Here is a 16560-nt window from a genome sequence, read left to right as displayed (position 1 = left end):
CATAAAAAAAGCTCAAAAAAATGGAGCTAGTTACCCGTTTTTGAGCTAAATTCTATCGAAAGCCTCGAATAGTTCCCGCTATTCGTATCGAAATAATAGTGTAAATGTACAGTATTTTTATATAAAATATAAAAATTTTTTTTAATTTTTTTTAAATTGTACACTTACAAACCATAAGATTCCATTGGTTAACGTACTATTTTTTTGTAGGTTTGGAATTGTAAAAAATCCCATCAATAATGACACTTTCTCAATACATCGACAAAATAAATACGCTTTATAAAACAGGAAACGCTCGAGAACATTCCTATCGTGGTGATTTGCAAAACCTTATCATGGCAATTTTGCCCGATGTTTTGGTAACCAACGAACCCGCTCGAGTGGATTGCGGTGCGCCTGATTATGTATTGACTCGCAAAGACGTTCCTGTTGGTTACATTGAAGCGAAAGACATTGGAGTAGATTTAGGAAGCAAAACCCTAAAAGAACAATTTGACCGATACAAATCGGGATTATCGAATTTGATTTTTACTGATTATATGGATTTCCATTTTTACAAAGATGGAGAACTAACCACCAAAATTGCTATTGCTACCCTTCGACAAGCTCAGGATGGCAAATCGGTTGAAATTGTTCCACTATCAGAAAACTTTGAACAATTCACGCAACTTATAAAAAACTTTGCCGAAACCATTTCCCAAACCATTAAGTCGCCTACTAAATTGGCGCAAATGATGGCGGGTAAGGCTCGTTTAATGGCGGATATTATTGAAAAATCATTAAACCATGACGACCAAGAAGGCAAACGTTCACAACTTAAAGCACAAATGCTATCGTTTCAACAAATGTTGATTCACGACATTGACAATAAAGCGTTTTCGGATATTTATGCGCAAACCATTGCTTACGGAATGTTTGCGGCTCGATATCATGACCCTACTTTAAAAACATTTTCAAGAATGGAAGCCGCTGAATTGATCCCAAAATCAAATCCATTTCTTAGAAAATTATTTCAAGACATTGCGGGTTTTGATTTAGATCCCCGTTTAACTTGGATTGTTGACGAGTTAGTTAATATTTTCCTAGCTTCAGACGTGGCAACCATTATGAAAAACTTTGGTAAAAGCACCAAACAGGAAGACCCTGTGGTTCACTTTTACGAAACGTTTTTAGGGGAATACAATCCCGCTTTAAGAAAAGCTCGTGGAGTTTGGTACACCCCACAACCTGTGGTTAATTTTATAGTGCGTGCCGTGGATGATATTTTAAAAACCGAGTTTAATTTGCCAAACGGTTTAGCCGATACCAGCAAAACAAAAATTAAGAAAAAAGCCGTTACCCAAACGGGAACGGGTGCCAACTCAAAAATTAAAGAAGTTGCAACTGAAATTGAAGTTCACAAAGTACAAATACTAGACCCTGCCACAGGAACAGGAACTTTTCTTGCAGAAGTAGTAAAGCACATTCATAAAAAATTTGAAGGACAACAAGGTATTTGGAGCAAGTATGTAACCAATGACTTAATACCTCGTTTAAACGGCTTTGAGTTGTTAATGGCAAGTTATGCAATGGCGCATTTGAAAATGGACATGCTATTAACCGAAACAGGTTACAAACCCACAGACGACCAACGTTTTAAAATATTTTTAACCAACTCATTAGAAGAAGCACACCCCGATACCCAAACCCTATTTAGTAGTTGGTTAAGTGATGAAGCCGACCAAGCCAACGCCATAAAAAGAGATGCACCCGTAATGGTGGTAATTGGAAATCCGCCTTATAGTGGTGAAAGCGCCAACAAAGGAGAATGGATTATGAACCTTATGGAAGACTACAAAAAAGAAGTTGGAGGTAAAGAAAAATTAAAAGAACAAACATCAAAATGGATAAATGACGATTATGTGAAATTCATTCGTTTTGGACAACATTTTATAGATAAAAATGGAAGTGGAATATTAGCCTTTATTAACCCGCATGGTTTTTTAGATAATCCAACTTTTAGAGGAATGCGTTGGAATTTATTAAAAACGTATGATAAAATTTATACAATAGATTTACACGGAAATAGCAAGAAAAAAGAAACGGCACCCGATGGTTCTATAGACCAAAACGTGTTTGATATTATGCAGGGAGTTTCTGTAAATTTATTTATCAAAAATGGTAAGAAAAAAAATGAAGAATTTGCAAAAGTATACAGTTTTGATTTATATGGTAAAAGAGAATTTAAGTATAATTTTTTAAATAAAAACAGTATTAAAACCATTGAATTTAATTCAATTGAATTAAAATGCCCAAATTATTATTTTGTTAAGAAGGACACAAAACTACTAAATGAGTATGAAAAGAATTTTTTAATAAATGAATTATTCCCAATTAATGGAAATGGTATTACAACTGCACATGACTCATTTGTAATTAAAGAAAAATTCGAATTAGCTTTAAATTATTTTGAAGAATTTAGAAATTCTGAAAGAAATGAAGATCTACTTCACAAAAAGTTTGATGTAAAAAAGAAAAATGGGTGGAATATATTAGATGGATATGACAACATTAAAAAAGAAGAAAATATCTCTAAATATATAAAACCTATAAGTTACAGACCATTTGACAAAAAAGTGATTTTTTATGAAGATAAATTAGTTTGGAGAACAGTAAAAAAAATTATGAATAATTACATAGATAATATTAATATTGGTCTTTTAACAACAAAATCATTCAAAGATAATTCATTTAATCATATATTTATAACTGATACGATTTCTGAAGCAATTTTCTTATCAGGAACTACAGGTTCAAACGCTATGAATTTCCCTCTATATATCTACCAAAATAAAACCGTACAACAAAGCTTATTAAACGAAACTATTCGCACCCCTAATCTCAACATGGAAATTGTGAATGAGATAGCAAAAGGGTTGGGTTTACCGTTTGTAGCAGACCACAACTTTTGTCATGCTGTCCCGAACCTTCGGGATGTTTCAGCATCTCAAGAGACCCTGAAACAAGTTCAGGGTGACAAATCGGTTTTTACACCACTTGACATTTTAGATTATATCTATGCAGTGCTACATTCACCAACCTATCGAGAAACCTATAAAGAATTTTTAAAAATAGATTTTCCTAGAGTGCCTTATCCAAAAGACAAGGAAACGTTTTGGCAACTTGTGGAACTAGGTAGTGAGTTAAGACAAATACATTTGTTGGAAAGTTCAACTGTAGAAAAGTACATCACACAATATCCTGAAGATGGCGACAACATTGTAACAAAACCTGTTTACAAAAATGGAAACGTTTATATCAACGAAACGCAATATTTCACCAACGTTCCTGAAGTCGCTTGGAACTTTTACATTGGTGGCTACCAACCCGCTCAAAAATGGCTCAAAGACCGAAAAGACCGAGAACTAGGCTTTGAAGATATTTTGCATTATCAAAAGATAATTGTAGCGTTAAGTGAGACGGATAGGATAATGAAGGAAATTGATTTAATAGAAATAGTATAGATGCTGAAATAGATGCTGAAACGAGTTCAAGATGACAGGAAGAAATGAGATGCTGAATAAATTCAGCATGACAGGAAAAGTGAGATGCTGAAATGAATTCAGCATGACAAAGTCACAATAAAACACAAGACTTGTCAACCTGAACGCAACGCTTGTCAACCTGAACGAACGTCTTGTCAACCTGTCCCGAAACTTCGGGATTGTTTCAGGTTCTAAAAGATAAACGAGATGCTGAAATGAATTCAGCATGACACAAAGAGTAGAGATGCTGAAACGAGTTCAGCATGACACAGTGAAGTGAGATATTGAAATAAATTCAGCATGACAAAGTAACAATAAAACACAACGCTTGTCAACCTGAACTCGTTTCAGGTTCTACAAACAGCAAACGAGATGCTGAAACGAGTTCAGCATGACACAAAGAGTAGAGATGCTGAAATGAATTCAGCATGACACAGAATATAATATAAACACAACGCTTGTCAACCTGAACGCAACGCTTGTCAACCTGAACGCAACGCTTGTCAACCTGAACGCAACGCTTGTCAACCTGAACGCAACGCTTGTCAACCTGAACGCAACGCTTGTCAACCTGAACGCAACGCTTGTCAACCTGAACGCAACGTTTGTCAACCTGAACGCAACGTTTGTCAACCTGAACTTGTTTCAGGTTCTACATAGAATTACGATGATGAGATGCTGAAACGAGATGCTGAAACGAGTTCAGCATGACAGGAAGAAGTGAGATGCTGACTCGAGCGTAGCGAACAGGCGAAGCAAACGAGTTCAGCATGACAGAGAATATAATATAAACACAACGTTTGTCAACCTGAACACAACGTTTGTCAACCTGAACACAACGTTTGTCAACCTGAACACAACGTTTGTCAACCTGAACTTGTTTCAGGTTCTAAAAGATAAACGAGATGCTGAAATGAATTCAGCATGACACAAAGAGTAGAGATGCTGAAACGAGTTCAGCATGACACAGTGAAGTGAGATATTGAAATAAATTCAGCATGACAGAAAAAAATTCGGTTCCGAAACTTCGGAACCGAATAACAATACTATTTAACCTTAATCACGTAATAATTTTTCTTTCCTTTTTGCAATAACAAGAATTGATTGTTGATTAAATCATCTTTTGTAATGATTTTATCTTCACCCACTTTCTCCTTATTTAAAGAAATTGAGTTTTGTTTCAATTCTCTTCTTGCATCGCTATTTGAAGCTAAGAAATTAGTCTTTGCTGCTAAAGCGGCAATCATATCCAAACCTGTATTCAAATCTTCCATTGAAATTTCAGCTTGAGGAACGCCATCAAAAACTTCTAAAAACGTTTTCTCATCTAACTTTTTCAATTCATCCATAGACGGACTAAAGAACGCATTGGAAGCTGCAATGGCATTCTCTAAATCTTCTCTAGAATGAACCATAACTGTAATTTCTTCTGCCAAACGTTTTTGTAACGTTCTTAAATGAGGCGCTTCGTTATGTTCTGCAATTAATTTCCCAATCGTTTCTTTATCTAAGAACGTGAAAATCTTAATGTATTTTTCAGCATCAACATCAGATGTATTTAACCAGTATTGGTAAAATTTGTAAGGCGAAGTTCTTTCAGCATCTAACCAAATATTACCCCCTTCTGATTTTCCAAATTTCGTTCCATCTGCTTTTGTAATCAACGGACAAGTTAACGCATACGCTTTACCTGATTCAATTCTACGTACTAATTCGGTTCCTGTAGTAATATTTCCCCATTGATCACTTCCTCCCATTTGTAACGTACATTTTTTATCACGGTACAAATGTAAAAAGTCGTAACCTTGAACCAATTGGTACGTAAATTCAGTAAACGACATTCCTTCAGAAGTTTCTCCAGACAAACGCTTCTTAACTGAATCTTTCGCCATCATGTAGTTCACGGTAATGTGTTTTCCCACATCACGAATAAATCCTAAGAAAGAAAATTCTTTCATCCAATCGTAGTTGTTTACTAACTCCGCAGAATTAGCTTCCGCAGAAGTAAAATCTAAAAAGCGAGCCAATTGTGCTTTAATCGCTTCTTGATTGTGACGCAAAGTAGCTTCGTCTAATAAATTTCTTTCATTAGATTTCCCTGATGGATCACCAATCATTCCGGTTGCTCCACCCACTAAAGCTAATGGCTTGTGGCCACACAGTTGAAAATGTCTTAACAACATTACTCCTACTAAATGTCCTATATGCAATGAATCGGCGGTTGGATCAATACCCACATACGCCACACGCATCTGCTCCATCAAATGTTCTTCTGTGCCTGGCATTACGTCGTGGAGCATTCCTCTCCAAGTCACTTCTTCAATAAAATTTTTCATGATTCTTTAATAATTTGAGCAAAGATAGTTTTTAGTTTAAAAGTTTAAAAGTTTTATTCAAAATTCAATCCCGAAGTTTCGGGCAAATTCAAAATTCAAGGACAAATTCAACATCAAGGACAATGTTTTCGCTTCGCTCAAACAAAAGCCTACTGGGTAGAAGATTCCTCGTAAACTCGGAAAACCAAACAGAATCAGAAGAAACTGAAAACAGAAAAAGAACAACAGAGAACAGACAACGGATAACAGACAACATTAAAAAACATCTTCCAATTTCCAACTTTCAGCTTGCATCAAAAAATTATTATCTTTACAACATGATTTTAGTTACAGGAGCAACAGGATTAGTAGGTTCGCATTTGTTAGTGCAACTTCTTCAAGAAAATGAGGAAGTGAAAGCGCTTTTTCGTTCTGAAAAACAAATTGAAAAAGTAAAGAATGTTTTTGCTTTTTATCATCAAACTGCTCTTTTTGATAAAATCAATTGGGTTCAAGGTGATATTACAGATATTCCGTCTTTGGAAATTGTTTTTGAAAATGTTACGCACGTTTATCATTGTGCTGCTTTGATTTCGTTTGACCCAAATGATGAAGAAGTTTTAAGAAAAATCAATATCGAAGGAACGGCTAACATTGTAAATTGCTGTATAGATTTTGGTGTCAAAAAACTATGCCATGTAAGTTCAATTGCGGCTTTAGGAAGCCCAAAAGAACACGAATCTATAATTACTGAAGAAACCGAATGGAATCCAGAAGAATTACACAGTGATTACGCCATAACAAAATATGGTGCCGAAATGGAAGTTTGGCGAGGCCATCAGGAAGGTATAGAAGTCGTAATCGTGAATCCAGGCGTAATTTTTGGTTTCGGTTTCCCCAAAAAAGGTAGTGATGTAATTATTCAATCTGTTAAAAGAGGTTTGTCTTTTTACACCAAAGGAAATGTTGGAATCGTTTCTGTTTACGACGTTGCAAATGGTATGATTCAATTAATGAAAAGCAACAATAATGGGGAACGATTTATTCTTGTGGGAGAAAACATTGAAAACAAAAAACTACTTACCTATATTGCCAAACTTTCAAAAGTTAAAAGTCCGTCTATTGAAGCTAATAAAGCTATGATTTCAATTGCCTGGAGATTGGATTGGTTACTCTCTAAAATCTTAAAAAGAAAAAGAAAACTAACAAAAATCACAGCAGCTGCAGCAATTTCAAACAAGCAATTTGATGCTACTAAAATAAAGTCGGTATTACATTTTAACTTTCAAAAAAAGGAAGAATACCTTACTACTAATTTAGTGGAGCAGGATCCTTTTGTTTAGTTGCATTATCTGCATCTTTTAATAATTCTTCATTTTTAAGCTTTTCATTATCAAGCTTTTCAATTACTTTCTTATATATTTTTTTGTATTTACTTAAATCTGAAGCGTAATAGAGTTGGTTTTGGCTGAAAGTAGTACTATCTATTTTATATTTATCAAAGATATATTGATCTATTTCAATATTTGAATCGGCTAACTTGTACGTATAAGCACCCTCAGCTGCTTGAAGTATAGATAAATCATAAATAATATTAACCATAACTTCCTCTTCCAATAAATTTTCTGGCTTAGGTGTTGGGTTATTGGAACAGGAAATTAAAAAAACGGTTCCCAATATAAAAATTAAGTGCTTCATTATAAATTTCTTTCAAAAAGTAATCTTTGTCCAACTTTAACTTCTTTTACTTTTCCATTTTGAAAAACTAATTTTCCATTCACAAAAGTATGCGTTACTCTAGATTTAAAATTATATTCTTCAAAAGGCGACCAACCACATTTGTATAAGATGTTTTCTTTTTTAACATTCCATGGTAAATGCGGATTTACTATAGCTAAATCGGCATAATAACCTTCACGTATAAATCCTCTTTTTTCAATTTTGAAAATTTTAGCCGGATTATGGCACATTTTTTCAACGATTTTTTCAACCGAAATTTTACCTTGATGATGCGCTTCAAACATTGCAACAACCGCATGTTGAACTAATGGTCCTCCAGAAGGTGCTTTTGTGTACACTTGCATTTTTTCTTCTAAAGTGTGTGGCGCATGATCTGTTGCAATTACATCAATTCTATCATCTAATAATGCTTTCCATAAGCCATCTTTGTCTTCTTGAGATTTAACTGCAGGATTCCATTTGATTAAAGAACCTTTTGTTTTATAATCAGCATCCGTAAACCACAAATGATGAATACAAACTTCTGCTGTAATTTGTTTTTCCTCTAAAGGAATTTTATTGGTAAATAAATCTAATTCTTTAGCAGTTGAAATATGAAAAACATGAAGTCTAGCTCCAGTTTTTTTTGCTAATTCAATGATTCGTTCGGTAGATTTATAGCAAGCCTCAACACTTCGAATTTCAGGATGTTTCTCTACAGGAATATCATCACCATATATTTCTTTGTATTTCGCTAAATTATTTTTTACTATAGTTTCGTCTTCGCTATGAACTGCAATTAATAACTTTGTATTTGAGAATATTTTATCTAATGAAGCAGTACTGTCCACTAACATATCACCAGTTGAAGAGCCTAAAAAAAGTTTTAATCCTGCAACATTTCTAGGATTTGTTTTTAATATTTCTTCTAAATTATCATTAGTACCACCCATCATAAATGAGTAATTAGCATATGAAGTTTGAGAAGCAATTTGATATTTATCTTCTAAAAGTTCTTGAGTAACTGCATTTGGAACCGTATTAGGTTGTTCAATAAATGACGTTATTCCTCCAGCAACAGCAGCTCTACTTTCTGTTTCAATATTCCCTTTATGAGTAAGTCCTGGTTCTCTGAAATGCACTTGATCATCAATAGCTCCTGGCATTACATAACTTCCCTCTGCATCAATTATAACACAGTCAGATGATTTTGGACTAATTTTTTCAGCGATTTCTTTAATAAATTCATTTTCAATTAAAATATCACCTTCAACTATTTTTCCTTCGTTAACAATTTTTGCATTTCTAATTAAAAAACAACTCATTATAATCTATTTATTATTTTACGTAATCTCAACATTATTACTCCTACAACAGCTTCTCTGATAATTCCACCACTCATTTTAGATTGTCCTTTAGTTCTATCAGTAAAAATGATAGGCACTTCAACAATTTTGAAATTTTTTACGAAAGCTCTGTATTTCATTTCAATTTGAAAGGCATACCCAACAAATTTAATTTTATCCAAATTTATAGTTTCAAGTACATGTCTTTTATAGCATTTGAAACCTGCAGTTGCATCTGCAATTTTCATGCCTGTTATCATTCTTACATAAACAGAGGCAAAATAAGATAACAAAACTCGACTTAAAGGCCAGTTCACCACATTTACTCCGTTAGAATATCTAGATCCAATGGCTACATCTGCACCCTTTTCACAGGCTTCTAATAATTTTTCTAAATCATTTGGATTATGTGAAAAATCGGCATCCATTTCAAATATATAATCATATCCATGAGATAATGCCCATTTGAATCCTGCCACATAAGCTGTTCCTAATCCTGATTTTTTCTTGCGAACTTTTAAATGCAATTGAGAAGGGAATTCTTTTTGTAGTTCTTCTACCTTTGCTGTGGTTCCATCTGGTGAGTTATCATCAACAATTAATACATGAAATGGCGTAGCCAGTGCAAAAACTGCCTTAACAATAGCTTCTATATTCTCAATCTCATTAAATGTTGGAATAATAACAATACCTCTAGCCATAAAAAACTTGTAATTCTGTTGCAAAAATAAGGTATTTATTATTGACAATTCTTAATAATTTTATAATAATAATTGTGATGGTATTTTTTGTAATTTAGCGCTCGTATGTTAGCAATTCAATTACACGACAGGATTATCGAAAGTAAAGACTGGGCAACCTTATTATTTGTTGTCTGTTTGGGTATTATTGCGATAAATAAAAGTATTTCTTCGGTTCGCTTTAATGAATTTGTTCGTTTGGCTTATTCAGACAAATACACTAAAATTTATCGCGACAGTAGTAATCTTATGAGCGGATTTACTATCTCTATGTTTGTTTTGCAACTGCTATCGTTTTCTTTTTTTACCTTATTGGTTTTAAATCAATTTAACAAAGCTGTAAAAACAGATTTAATAGTCTATATTCAAATTTTTACTTTTTTAAGCGTTTTTATTCTCTCTAAATTCTTAATTGAAAAAATTATTGCAACAGCTTTTAAAATTGAAGAATTTAATGAGCAATTTAATTTATTAAAAGTTCACTATAGAGCTTATTTTGGATTCCTTTTATTACCAATTAATATTATTTTATTTTATAATTCTTTTGAATCGTATTGGTTATTTTGGACGATTTTAATCACCTTAATCACCATAAACATCACTACTTACTTGGTTGCATTGAAATTATATCAAAATTTACTATTACGTAAAATATTTTATTTTATTTTATATCTTTGCACCCTTGAAATAGCACCTTACTATTTTATTTATAATTGGTTTACAAAAAATTAGAGAGAAATATGTCAAATTTGAAAGTGAAAACAATATTAGTTTCACAACCAGAGCCTAAAGTAGAAAATTCTCCATATTTTGAGCTTCAAAATAAGCTAAAGGTTAAAGTTGATTTTAGACCCTTCATCCATGTAGAAGGTGTGCCTGCAAAAGAAATACGAGCTCAAAAAATTGATTTAAACAATTATACTGCCATTATATTAACAAGCCGCAACTCTGTTGACCATTTTTTTAGAGTTGCAGAAGAAATGCGTTATAAAATCCCTGAAGATTTAAAATATTTTTGTCAGTCTGAAGCTGTAGCTTTCTACTTGCAACGTTATGTTGTTTACAGAAAAAGAAAAATATATGTAGGCCAAAAAGATTTTGCTGACATGTCGTCTTTAATTAAAAAATACAAAGATGAGAAGTTCTTATTACCTTCATCTGATCAATTAAATGCAGATATTCCGCAAACATTAGATGGTCTTAAAGTGAATTGGACTCAAGGAACTTTTTATAGAACTGTAATGAGTGATTTATCTGACTTAAAGGATGTATATTATGATATTTTAGCCTTTTTTAGTCCAACAGGAATCAAATCATTATTTAAGAATTTCCCAGATTTCAAACAAAATAACACCCGTATAGCTGTTTTTGGAAACACAACGCAAAAAGAAGCTTTAGATCACGGATTACGTGTAGACATTATGGCACCAAGTCCTGGAACACCTTCTATGACAGGAGCATTAGAAAAATATGTTGCTGAAGTAAACAAAGGAAAATAATTATATTTCAACATAGTAAAACCCCAAATTCGAAAGAGTTTGGGGTTTTTTAGTGGTATTTATAATAAAAAAAGTCCCGAAATTTTCGGGACTTCTATGTAAACCTGATATAATTAACTACAATTGAGGTCCGGCAGCCACTAATGACTTACCTTCTTCATTGTCTGTATATTGAACAAAGTTTTTGATAAATCTTGATGCTAAATCTTCTGCTTTAGTATTCCATTCAGAAGCATCTGCATAAGTATTTCTAGGATCTAAAATGTTAGTATCTACATTTGGTAAAGCTGTAGGAACCGTAAAATTAAAAACTGGAACTGTTTTAGTATCTGCTTTCTCGATAGAACCATCTAAAATTGCATCGATAATTGCTCTTGTATCTTTAATTGAAATACGTTTTCCTGTTCCATTCCAACCTGTATTAACCATGTAAGCAGTCGCATTGTGTTGCTCCATTTTCTTAACTAATTCCTCACCATATTTTGTTGGATGCAATGATAAGAATGCTTTTCCGAAACAAGCTGAAAATGTTGGTTCTGGTTGTGTTACTCCTCTTTCAGTTCCTGCTAATTTAGCAGTAAATCCAGATAAGAAGTAGTATTTAGTTTGCTCTGGAGTTAATTTAGAAACGGGAGGCATTACTCCGAATGCATCAGCCGTTAAGAAAATAACTTTAGTAGCATGACCTGCTTTAGAAACCGGTCTTACAATATTTTCAATATGGTTAATTGGATAAGAAACACGCGTATTTTGTGTAACTGAGCCATCTTTAAAATCAATTTTTCCGTTAGCATCAACAGTTACGTTTTCTAATAATGCGTCTTTTTTAATTGCTCCAAAGATATCTGGTTCGTTTTCCTTACTTAAATCGATTGTTTTTGCATAACAACCACCTTCAAAGTTGAAAACACCATCATTATCCCATCCGTGCTCATCGTCTCCGATTAATTCACGTTTTGGATCTGTTGATAAAGTAGTTTTTCCTGTTCCTGATAATCCGAAGAAAACAGCAACATCGCCATCTTTTCCTTTGTTAGCTGAACAGTGCATAGAAGCGATTCCTTGTAATGGCAAGTAATAGTTCATCATTGAGAACAATCCCTTTTTCATTTCTCCACCGTACCAAGTTCCACCAATTAATTGAATTTTCTCAGTTAAATTAAAAGCTACATAAACTTCTGAATTTAATCCGTGAGCTGCATAATCTTTGAAACTTGTTTTTGAACCATTCATAACAACGAAATCTGGCTCACCAAAATTTTCTAATTCTGCTTCCGTAGGACGGATAAACATATTTTTTACAAAGTGCGCTTGCCATGCCACTTCCATGATAAAACGAACTTTTAATCTAGTATTTTCGTTTGCTCCACAAAAAGCGTCAACAACGTATAATTTTTTATTTGATAATTGCTTTACTGTAGTTTCTTTTAAAGCATTCCAAGTGTTTTGTGAAATTGGTTTGTTATCGTTAGCTGCTTTGTCAGAATTCCACCAAATTGTATTTTCTGTTACGCTATCTTTAACAATATATTTATCTTTTGGAGAACGACCTGTAAACTCTCCAGTCATTACATTTACAGCCCCAAGTTCTGATAATTGACCTCTTTCAAATCCTTCTAAAGCTGGATTTAATTCTTCATTATATAAATAATCGTATGAAGGATTGTATATGATTTCTGATACATTAACGATTCCGTACTTTTCTAACGAAATCGATTTCGTAATTTGAGCATTTGTATCCATAAAAATTGGTTATGTTGTGTTTTAAATAAAGTGCAAAATTATAAATTATATTTGAGATAGCATTTTAATTTATTGTTTTTTACTTAAAATAGCATAAAAAAAGTAGCACCAAGCTAATATTAAGAGCAAACCACCAATTGGTGTAATAGGTCCTAAAAATTTAGTCTTCAAATTTGTAATTCCATTTGTCGCAAGCAAATAAATTGATCCCGAAAAAAACAAAACCCCGGTTATTGTTAAATAAAATATTATCATTCGTTCTTTTTCTCCTAAAAAAGCAAAGGAACCAATAAACAACAAAAACAAAGCATGATACATTTGGTAACGCACCCCCACTTCAAATGTTGTTAATTGTTCCACCGATAATACTTTTTTTAATCCGTGTGCCCCAAATGCACCTAAAACTATGGCTGTTATCCCTAAAACAGCAGCCACTAAGAGTATTTTCTTATCCATTATTATTAATTTGAGACCAAAGATAGCAAAACTTTTTATGTTAAATTATGACATAAATCAAGAATTAATTTTTATAAATATAACATTTTACTATCTTCGTGTGATATTTGACAACACTTCAAAAAATGAGACAAGTTTTAGTAATTGGAGCCGGCAGATCTGCTTCATCACTTATAAAATACTTACTAGAAAATTCTGAAAAAGAAAATCTTCATATTACTATTGGTGATTTATCTAAAGAATTAGCCCAACAAAAAACAAAAAATCATAAAAATGCTACTGCAATTGAATTTGATATTTTTAATGAAAATCAAAGAAAGGCAGAAATTAGCAAAGCAGACATTGTTGTTTCAATGTTACCTGCTCATTTACATATTGAAATTGCTAAAGATTGTATCACCTATAAAAAGCACATGGTAACGGCTTCTTATATTAGTCAAGCGATGCAAGAATTAGATACGGAAGCCAAAGAAAATGGCTTAATCTTTATGAATGAAATTGGGCTTGATCCCGGAATCGATCACATGAGCGCCATGAAGGTGTTAGACGAAATTAGAGAAAAAGGTGGCGATGTTATTTTATTTGAATCGTTTTGCGGTGGATTAGTAGCCCCTGAAAGCGATACAAATTTATGGAACTATAAATTTACTTGGAACCCAAGAAATGTTGTATTAGCAGGACAAGGAGGCGCAGCTAAGTTCATTCAAGAAGGCACTTATAAATACATTCCTTACTCAAAATTGTTTAGAAGAACTGAATTTTTAGAAGTGGAAGGATACGGAAGATTTGAAGCTTATGCCAACCGAGATTCTTTAAAATATAGAAGTGTATATGGATTAGATAACGCTTTAACTTGTTATCGCGGAACCATCAGAAGAGTTGGTTATTCAAGAGCTTGGGATATCTTAGTACAACTAGGGATGACTGATGACTCTTATACGATTGACAATTCTGAACACATGACATATCGTGAATTTACAAATTCCTTTTTACCATATCATCCAACTGATACCGTTGAAATTAAATTACGTGCTTTACAAAAAATTGACCAAGACGATATTATTTGGGATAAATTAGTTGAAATTGATTTGTTTAACCCAAATAAAAAAGTAGGATTAGTAAAGGCAACTCCCGCACAAATTCTAGAAAAAATCTTGTCGGAAAAATGGGCCTTAGAACCTAATGATAAAGACATGATTGTGATGTATCATAAATTTGGATATGAATTAAACGGAGAGAAAAAACAAATTGATGCTACTATGGTTTGCATAGGGGATGATCAAACCTATACTGCTATGGCAAAAACAGTGGGACTACCAGTTGCTATTGCTACGTTGAAAATTTTAAATAAGGAAATTACAACCCCTGGAGTTCAATTGCCTATTTCAAAAGAAGTTTACAACCCTATTTTAAAAGAATTAGAAGATTATGGGGTGATTTTTAAAGAAACTGAAGTTCCTTATTTAGGATACAATCCACTAAATATAAAGAATTAAGTAATATTAATTCAAAAACAAAAAATCCGAAATCGTAATTGGTTTCGGATTTTTTTATTTTGTTTGAATAAATTGATATCATCCCTACGGGATTTTTTATCATTACTCAGTTTTGATTTACCGATATAACGCACCTAACGGCGCTTTGAATGCCAATTCAAAATTACAATTATTTTTCATGAATAAACATTTTCTTACTAGTTCCGTAGGAACGAAATATCGGTAACTTAATAAAAACTCTGTTAGAAAAGTCCCATAGGGACGATATAAAAAACAACTAAAGAGATAATTCTAAATCAAATTTGTATTTTTACTTTCAAATTTACACCATATGAAAATAAATCACTTACAAATTGAAATTGATGGAATCGATAAAGAAATTCTTCGCGATTTAATGGAAGATGCACGAAAACCTATTTTACAGATTGCAAATAAAATTGGGATTTCTGGAGCAGCAATTCATCAACGACTAAGAAAATTAGAACAAGCAGGTGTAATTTCAGGTTCAAAATTTATTGTGGACACAAAAGTTTTGGGTTACAGCACCATGGCTTATATTGGAATATATCTAGAAAAAGCATCGAGTAATCCAGAAGTTGTAAAAGAATTGAAGAAAATTCCAGAAGTTTTAGAATGTCATTACACAACTGGAAATTGGAGTATATTAATCAAAATTATTTGTCGAGATAACGAACATTTGATGCAATTACTCAACAAGAAAATCCAACCTATTGATGGGGTTTCTAGAACAGAAACCTACATTTCATTGGAACAGCAAATTGAGAGACAAATTCAGTTGTAAAAAACAAATTCAAAAATCAAGAACAAATAAAAACCCAAACTCTAAACGAATTTGGGTTTAAAAATATAATCTTATTAATTACTCTCTCGAACCTAAAATCTGGAAAGCCCAATACAACAAAGAGGCTAAAGCTCCTAAAGCCGCTACCACATAAGTTCTTGCAGCCCATTTTAAAGAATCTTCGGCACCGGCATACTCTTGTTGGCTCACCATATTTTTATTTTTCAACCAAGCTAAAGCTCTATTACTGGCATCATACTCAACTGGTAAAGTAATAAAACTAAAAGACGTTGCAATTGCCATTAATACCAATCCTAAAACTGCAACATAAAAACCAATAGGCGATTTTGAAGCCAAACCTAAAACCAAACCACCCATAATTAACCATTGCGACATACTTGACGAAATGTTTACCACCGGTACCATTTTAGAACGCATCGTTAACCAACTATACGCTTGTGCATGTTGAACAGCATGTCCAACTTCGTGAGCCGCCACTGCAGCAGCAGCAGCATTTCTTTGATTATAAACTGCTTCTGACAAGTTAACGGTTTTATCCATTGGATTGTAGTGATCTGTTAATCTTCCTGGTGTTGAAATTACTTTTACGTCAAAAATTCCGTGATCGTGAAGCATTTTTTCAGCAATTTCTGCTCCACTCATTCCATTGCGCAAAGAAACTTTTGAATAGAATTCAAATTTACTCTTCAAACGAGAACTAACTATCCAACTTACAAGAGCAATAGCTCCAATTAAAATATAATATCCGTACATAATTTTTCTTTTTAGTTTTATAAACTAATTACAAACTTCACGCCAAATTATCTCAAATGACAAGTTGACATTTTTTTATTTATTATACGTAAAAAATGAAAAATGTTACAAAAACGAATAGAAAAAACCGCAGATTCGCAGATTTC

General features: G+C 32.9%; 13 protein-coding genes. 6 read left to right on the top strand and 7 right to left on the bottom strand.

The window, feature by feature from the left end; genetic code table 11:
- Positions 1–239: 239 nt before the first annotated feature.
- Entirely contained in the window at positions 240–3503 is a 3264-nt protein-coding gene (locus tag LOS86_RS01545) for a type ISP restriction/modification enzyme (protein ID WP_231842909.1), read from the top strand.
- Positions 3504–4570: 1067 nt separating this feature from the next.
- On the opposite strand, the gene tyrS is transcribed toward LOS86_RS01545, so the two are convergent.
- Positions 4571–5863, bottom strand: coding sequence for a tyrosine--tRNA ligase (gene tyrS / locus LOS86_RS01540; RefSeq protein WP_231843959.1), 1293 nt, complete (start codon positions 5861–5863; stop codon positions 4571–4573).
- A 314-nt stretch (positions 5864–6177) separates the two neighbouring features.
- Between tyrS and LOS86_RS01535 the strand changes: the two genes are divergently transcribed.
- Positions 6178–7182: an NAD-dependent epimerase/dehydratase family protein gene (locus LOS86_RS01535; protein ID WP_231843958.1), complete on the top strand. Its 1005-nt coding sequence runs from the start codon at positions 6178–6180 to the stop codon at positions 7180–7182.
- Here the strand turns inward: LOS86_RS01535 and LOS86_RS01530 are convergent.
- Genes LOS86_RS01530 through LOS86_RS01520 form a run of 3 tightly spaced genes read right to left on the bottom strand, consistent with a single transcriptional unit; the run spans position 7151 to position 9605 of the window.
- The gene (locus tag LOS86_RS01530) at positions 7151–7537 is read right to left on the bottom strand and encodes a DUF4296 domain-containing protein (protein WP_231842908.1); all 387 of its coding nucleotides are present in this window, start codon (positions 7535–7537) and stop codon (positions 7151–7153) included. The genes LOS86_RS01535 and LOS86_RS01530 overlap by 32 nt on opposite strands.
- Positions 7537–8883 (bottom strand): dihydroorotase, encoded by a 1347-nt coding sequence (locus tag LOS86_RS01525; RefSeq protein WP_231842907.1) that lies wholly within the window; start codon positions 8881–8883, stop codon positions 7537–7539. The genes LOS86_RS01530 and LOS86_RS01525 overlap by 1 nt, the downstream gene beginning before the upstream one ends.
- Complete coding sequence (locus LOS86_RS01520) at positions 8883–9605, bottom strand: polyprenol monophosphomannose synthase (protein WP_231842906.1); 723 nt, start codon at positions 9603–9605, stop codon at positions 8883–8885. The genes LOS86_RS01525 and LOS86_RS01520 overlap by 1 nt, the downstream gene beginning before the upstream one ends.
- A gap of 105 nt (positions 9606–9710) precedes the next feature.
- Between LOS86_RS01520 and LOS86_RS01515 the strand changes: the two genes are divergently transcribed.
- Together LOS86_RS01515 and LOS86_RS01510 are read left to right on the top strand one after the other, a co-directional pair.
- Positions 9711–10376 (top strand): DUF4271 domain-containing protein, encoded by a 666-nt coding sequence (locus tag LOS86_RS01515; RefSeq protein ID WP_231842905.1) that lies wholly within the window; start codon positions 9711–9713, stop codon positions 10374–10376.
- A 17-nt stretch (positions 10377–10393) separates the two neighbouring features.
- Complete coding sequence (locus tag LOS86_RS01510; RefSeq protein WP_231843957.1) at positions 10394–11143, top strand: uroporphyrinogen-III synthase; 750 nt, start codon at positions 10394–10396, stop codon at positions 11141–11143.
- 117 nt (positions 11144–11260) lie between these two features.
- Here the strand turns inward: LOS86_RS01510 and pckA are convergent, their stop codons facing one another.
- Both pckA and LOS86_RS01500 read right to left on the bottom strand, forming a co-directional pair.
- Complete coding sequence (gene pckA / locus LOS86_RS01505; RefSeq protein WP_231842904.1) at positions 11261–12886, bottom strand: phosphoenolpyruvate carboxykinase (ATP); 1626 nt, start codon at positions 12884–12886, stop codon at positions 11261–11263.
- Positions 12887–12955: 69 nt separating this feature from the next.
- Entirely contained in the window at positions 12956–13342 is a 387-nt protein-coding gene (locus LOS86_RS01500) for a DUF423 domain-containing protein (protein ID WP_231842903.1), read from the bottom strand.
- Between the two features lie 125 nt (positions 13343–13467).
- Between LOS86_RS01500 and LOS86_RS01495 the strand changes: the two genes are divergently transcribed.
- Together LOS86_RS01495 and LOS86_RS01490 are read left to right on the top strand one after the other, a co-directional pair.
- Positions 13468–14838, top strand: coding sequence for a saccharopine dehydrogenase family protein (locus LOS86_RS01495; protein ID WP_231842902.1), 1371 nt, complete (start codon positions 13468–13470; stop codon positions 14836–14838).
- Between the two features lie 331 nt (positions 14839–15169).
- On the top strand, positions 15170–15640 hold the full coding sequence (locus LOS86_RS01490; protein ID WP_231842901.1) for an Lrp/AsnC family transcriptional regulator: 471 nt from the start codon (positions 15170–15172) through the stop codon (positions 15638–15640).
- A 78-nt stretch (positions 15641–15718) separates the two neighbouring features.
- Here LOS86_RS01490 and LOS86_RS01485 read toward each other — a convergent pair whose 3' ends face one another.
- Complete coding sequence (locus LOS86_RS01485; protein WP_231842900.1) at positions 15719–16414, bottom strand: zinc metallopeptidase; 696 nt, start codon at positions 16412–16414, stop codon at positions 15719–15721.
- Between the last annotated feature and the right edge of the window lie 146 nt (positions 16415–16560).

Source organism: Flavobacterium cyclinae, assembly GCF_021172145.1.
Classification (GTDB): domain Bacteria; phylum Bacteroidota; class Bacteroidia; order Flavobacteriales; family Flavobacteriaceae; genus Flavobacterium; species Flavobacterium cyclinae.
The sequence above is the reverse complement of the archived record's forward strand: the minus strand, read 5'-3'. Positions and strand labels throughout refer to the sequence as shown.

What these genes read in the sequence shown, in the direction of transcription:
- LOS86_RS01485 (WP_231842900.1), bottom strand. Translation starts at nt 16,414, where the DNA reads ATGTACGGATATTATATTTTAATTGGAGCTATTGCTCTTGTAAGTTGG.
- LOS86_RS01525 (WP_231842907.1), bottom strand. Translation starts at nt 8,883, where the DNA reads ATGAGTTGTTTTTTAATTAGAAATGCAAAAATTGTTAACGAAGGAAAA.
- LOS86_RS01515 (WP_231842905.1), top strand. Translation starts at nt 9,711, where the DNA reads ATGTTAGCAATTCAATTACACGACAGGATTATCGAAAGTAAAGACTGG.
- LOS86_RS01490 (WP_231842901.1), top strand. Translation starts at nt 15,170, where the DNA reads ATGAAAATAAATCACTTACAAATTGAAATTGATGGAATCGATAAAGAA.
- LOS86_RS01495 (WP_231842902.1), top strand. Translation starts at nt 13,468, where the DNA reads ATGAGACAAGTTTTAGTAATTGGAGCCGGCAGATCTGCTTCATCACTT.
- LOS86_RS01545 (WP_231842909.1), top strand. Translation starts at nt 240, where the DNA reads ATGACACTTTCTCAATACATCGACAAAATAAATACGCTTTATAAAACA.
- pckA (WP_231842904.1), bottom strand. Translation starts at nt 12,886, where the DNA reads ATGGATACAAATGCTCAAATTACGAAATCGATTTCGTTAGAAAAGTAC.
- LOS86_RS01535 (WP_231843958.1), top strand. Translation starts at nt 6,178, where the DNA reads ATGATTTTAGTTACAGGAGCAACAGGATTAGTAGGTTCGCATTTGTTA.
- LOS86_RS01530 (WP_231842908.1), bottom strand. Translation starts at nt 7,537, where the DNA reads ATGAAGCACTTAATTTTTATATTGGGAACCGTTTTTTTAATTTCCTGT.
- LOS86_RS01520 (WP_231842906.1), bottom strand. Translation starts at nt 9,605, where the DNA reads ATGGCTAGAGGTATTGTTATTATTCCAACATTTAATGAGATTGAGAAT.
- LOS86_RS01500 (WP_231842903.1), bottom strand. Translation starts at nt 13,342, where the DNA reads ATGGATAAGAAAATACTCTTAGTGGCTGCTGTTTTAGGGATAACAGCC.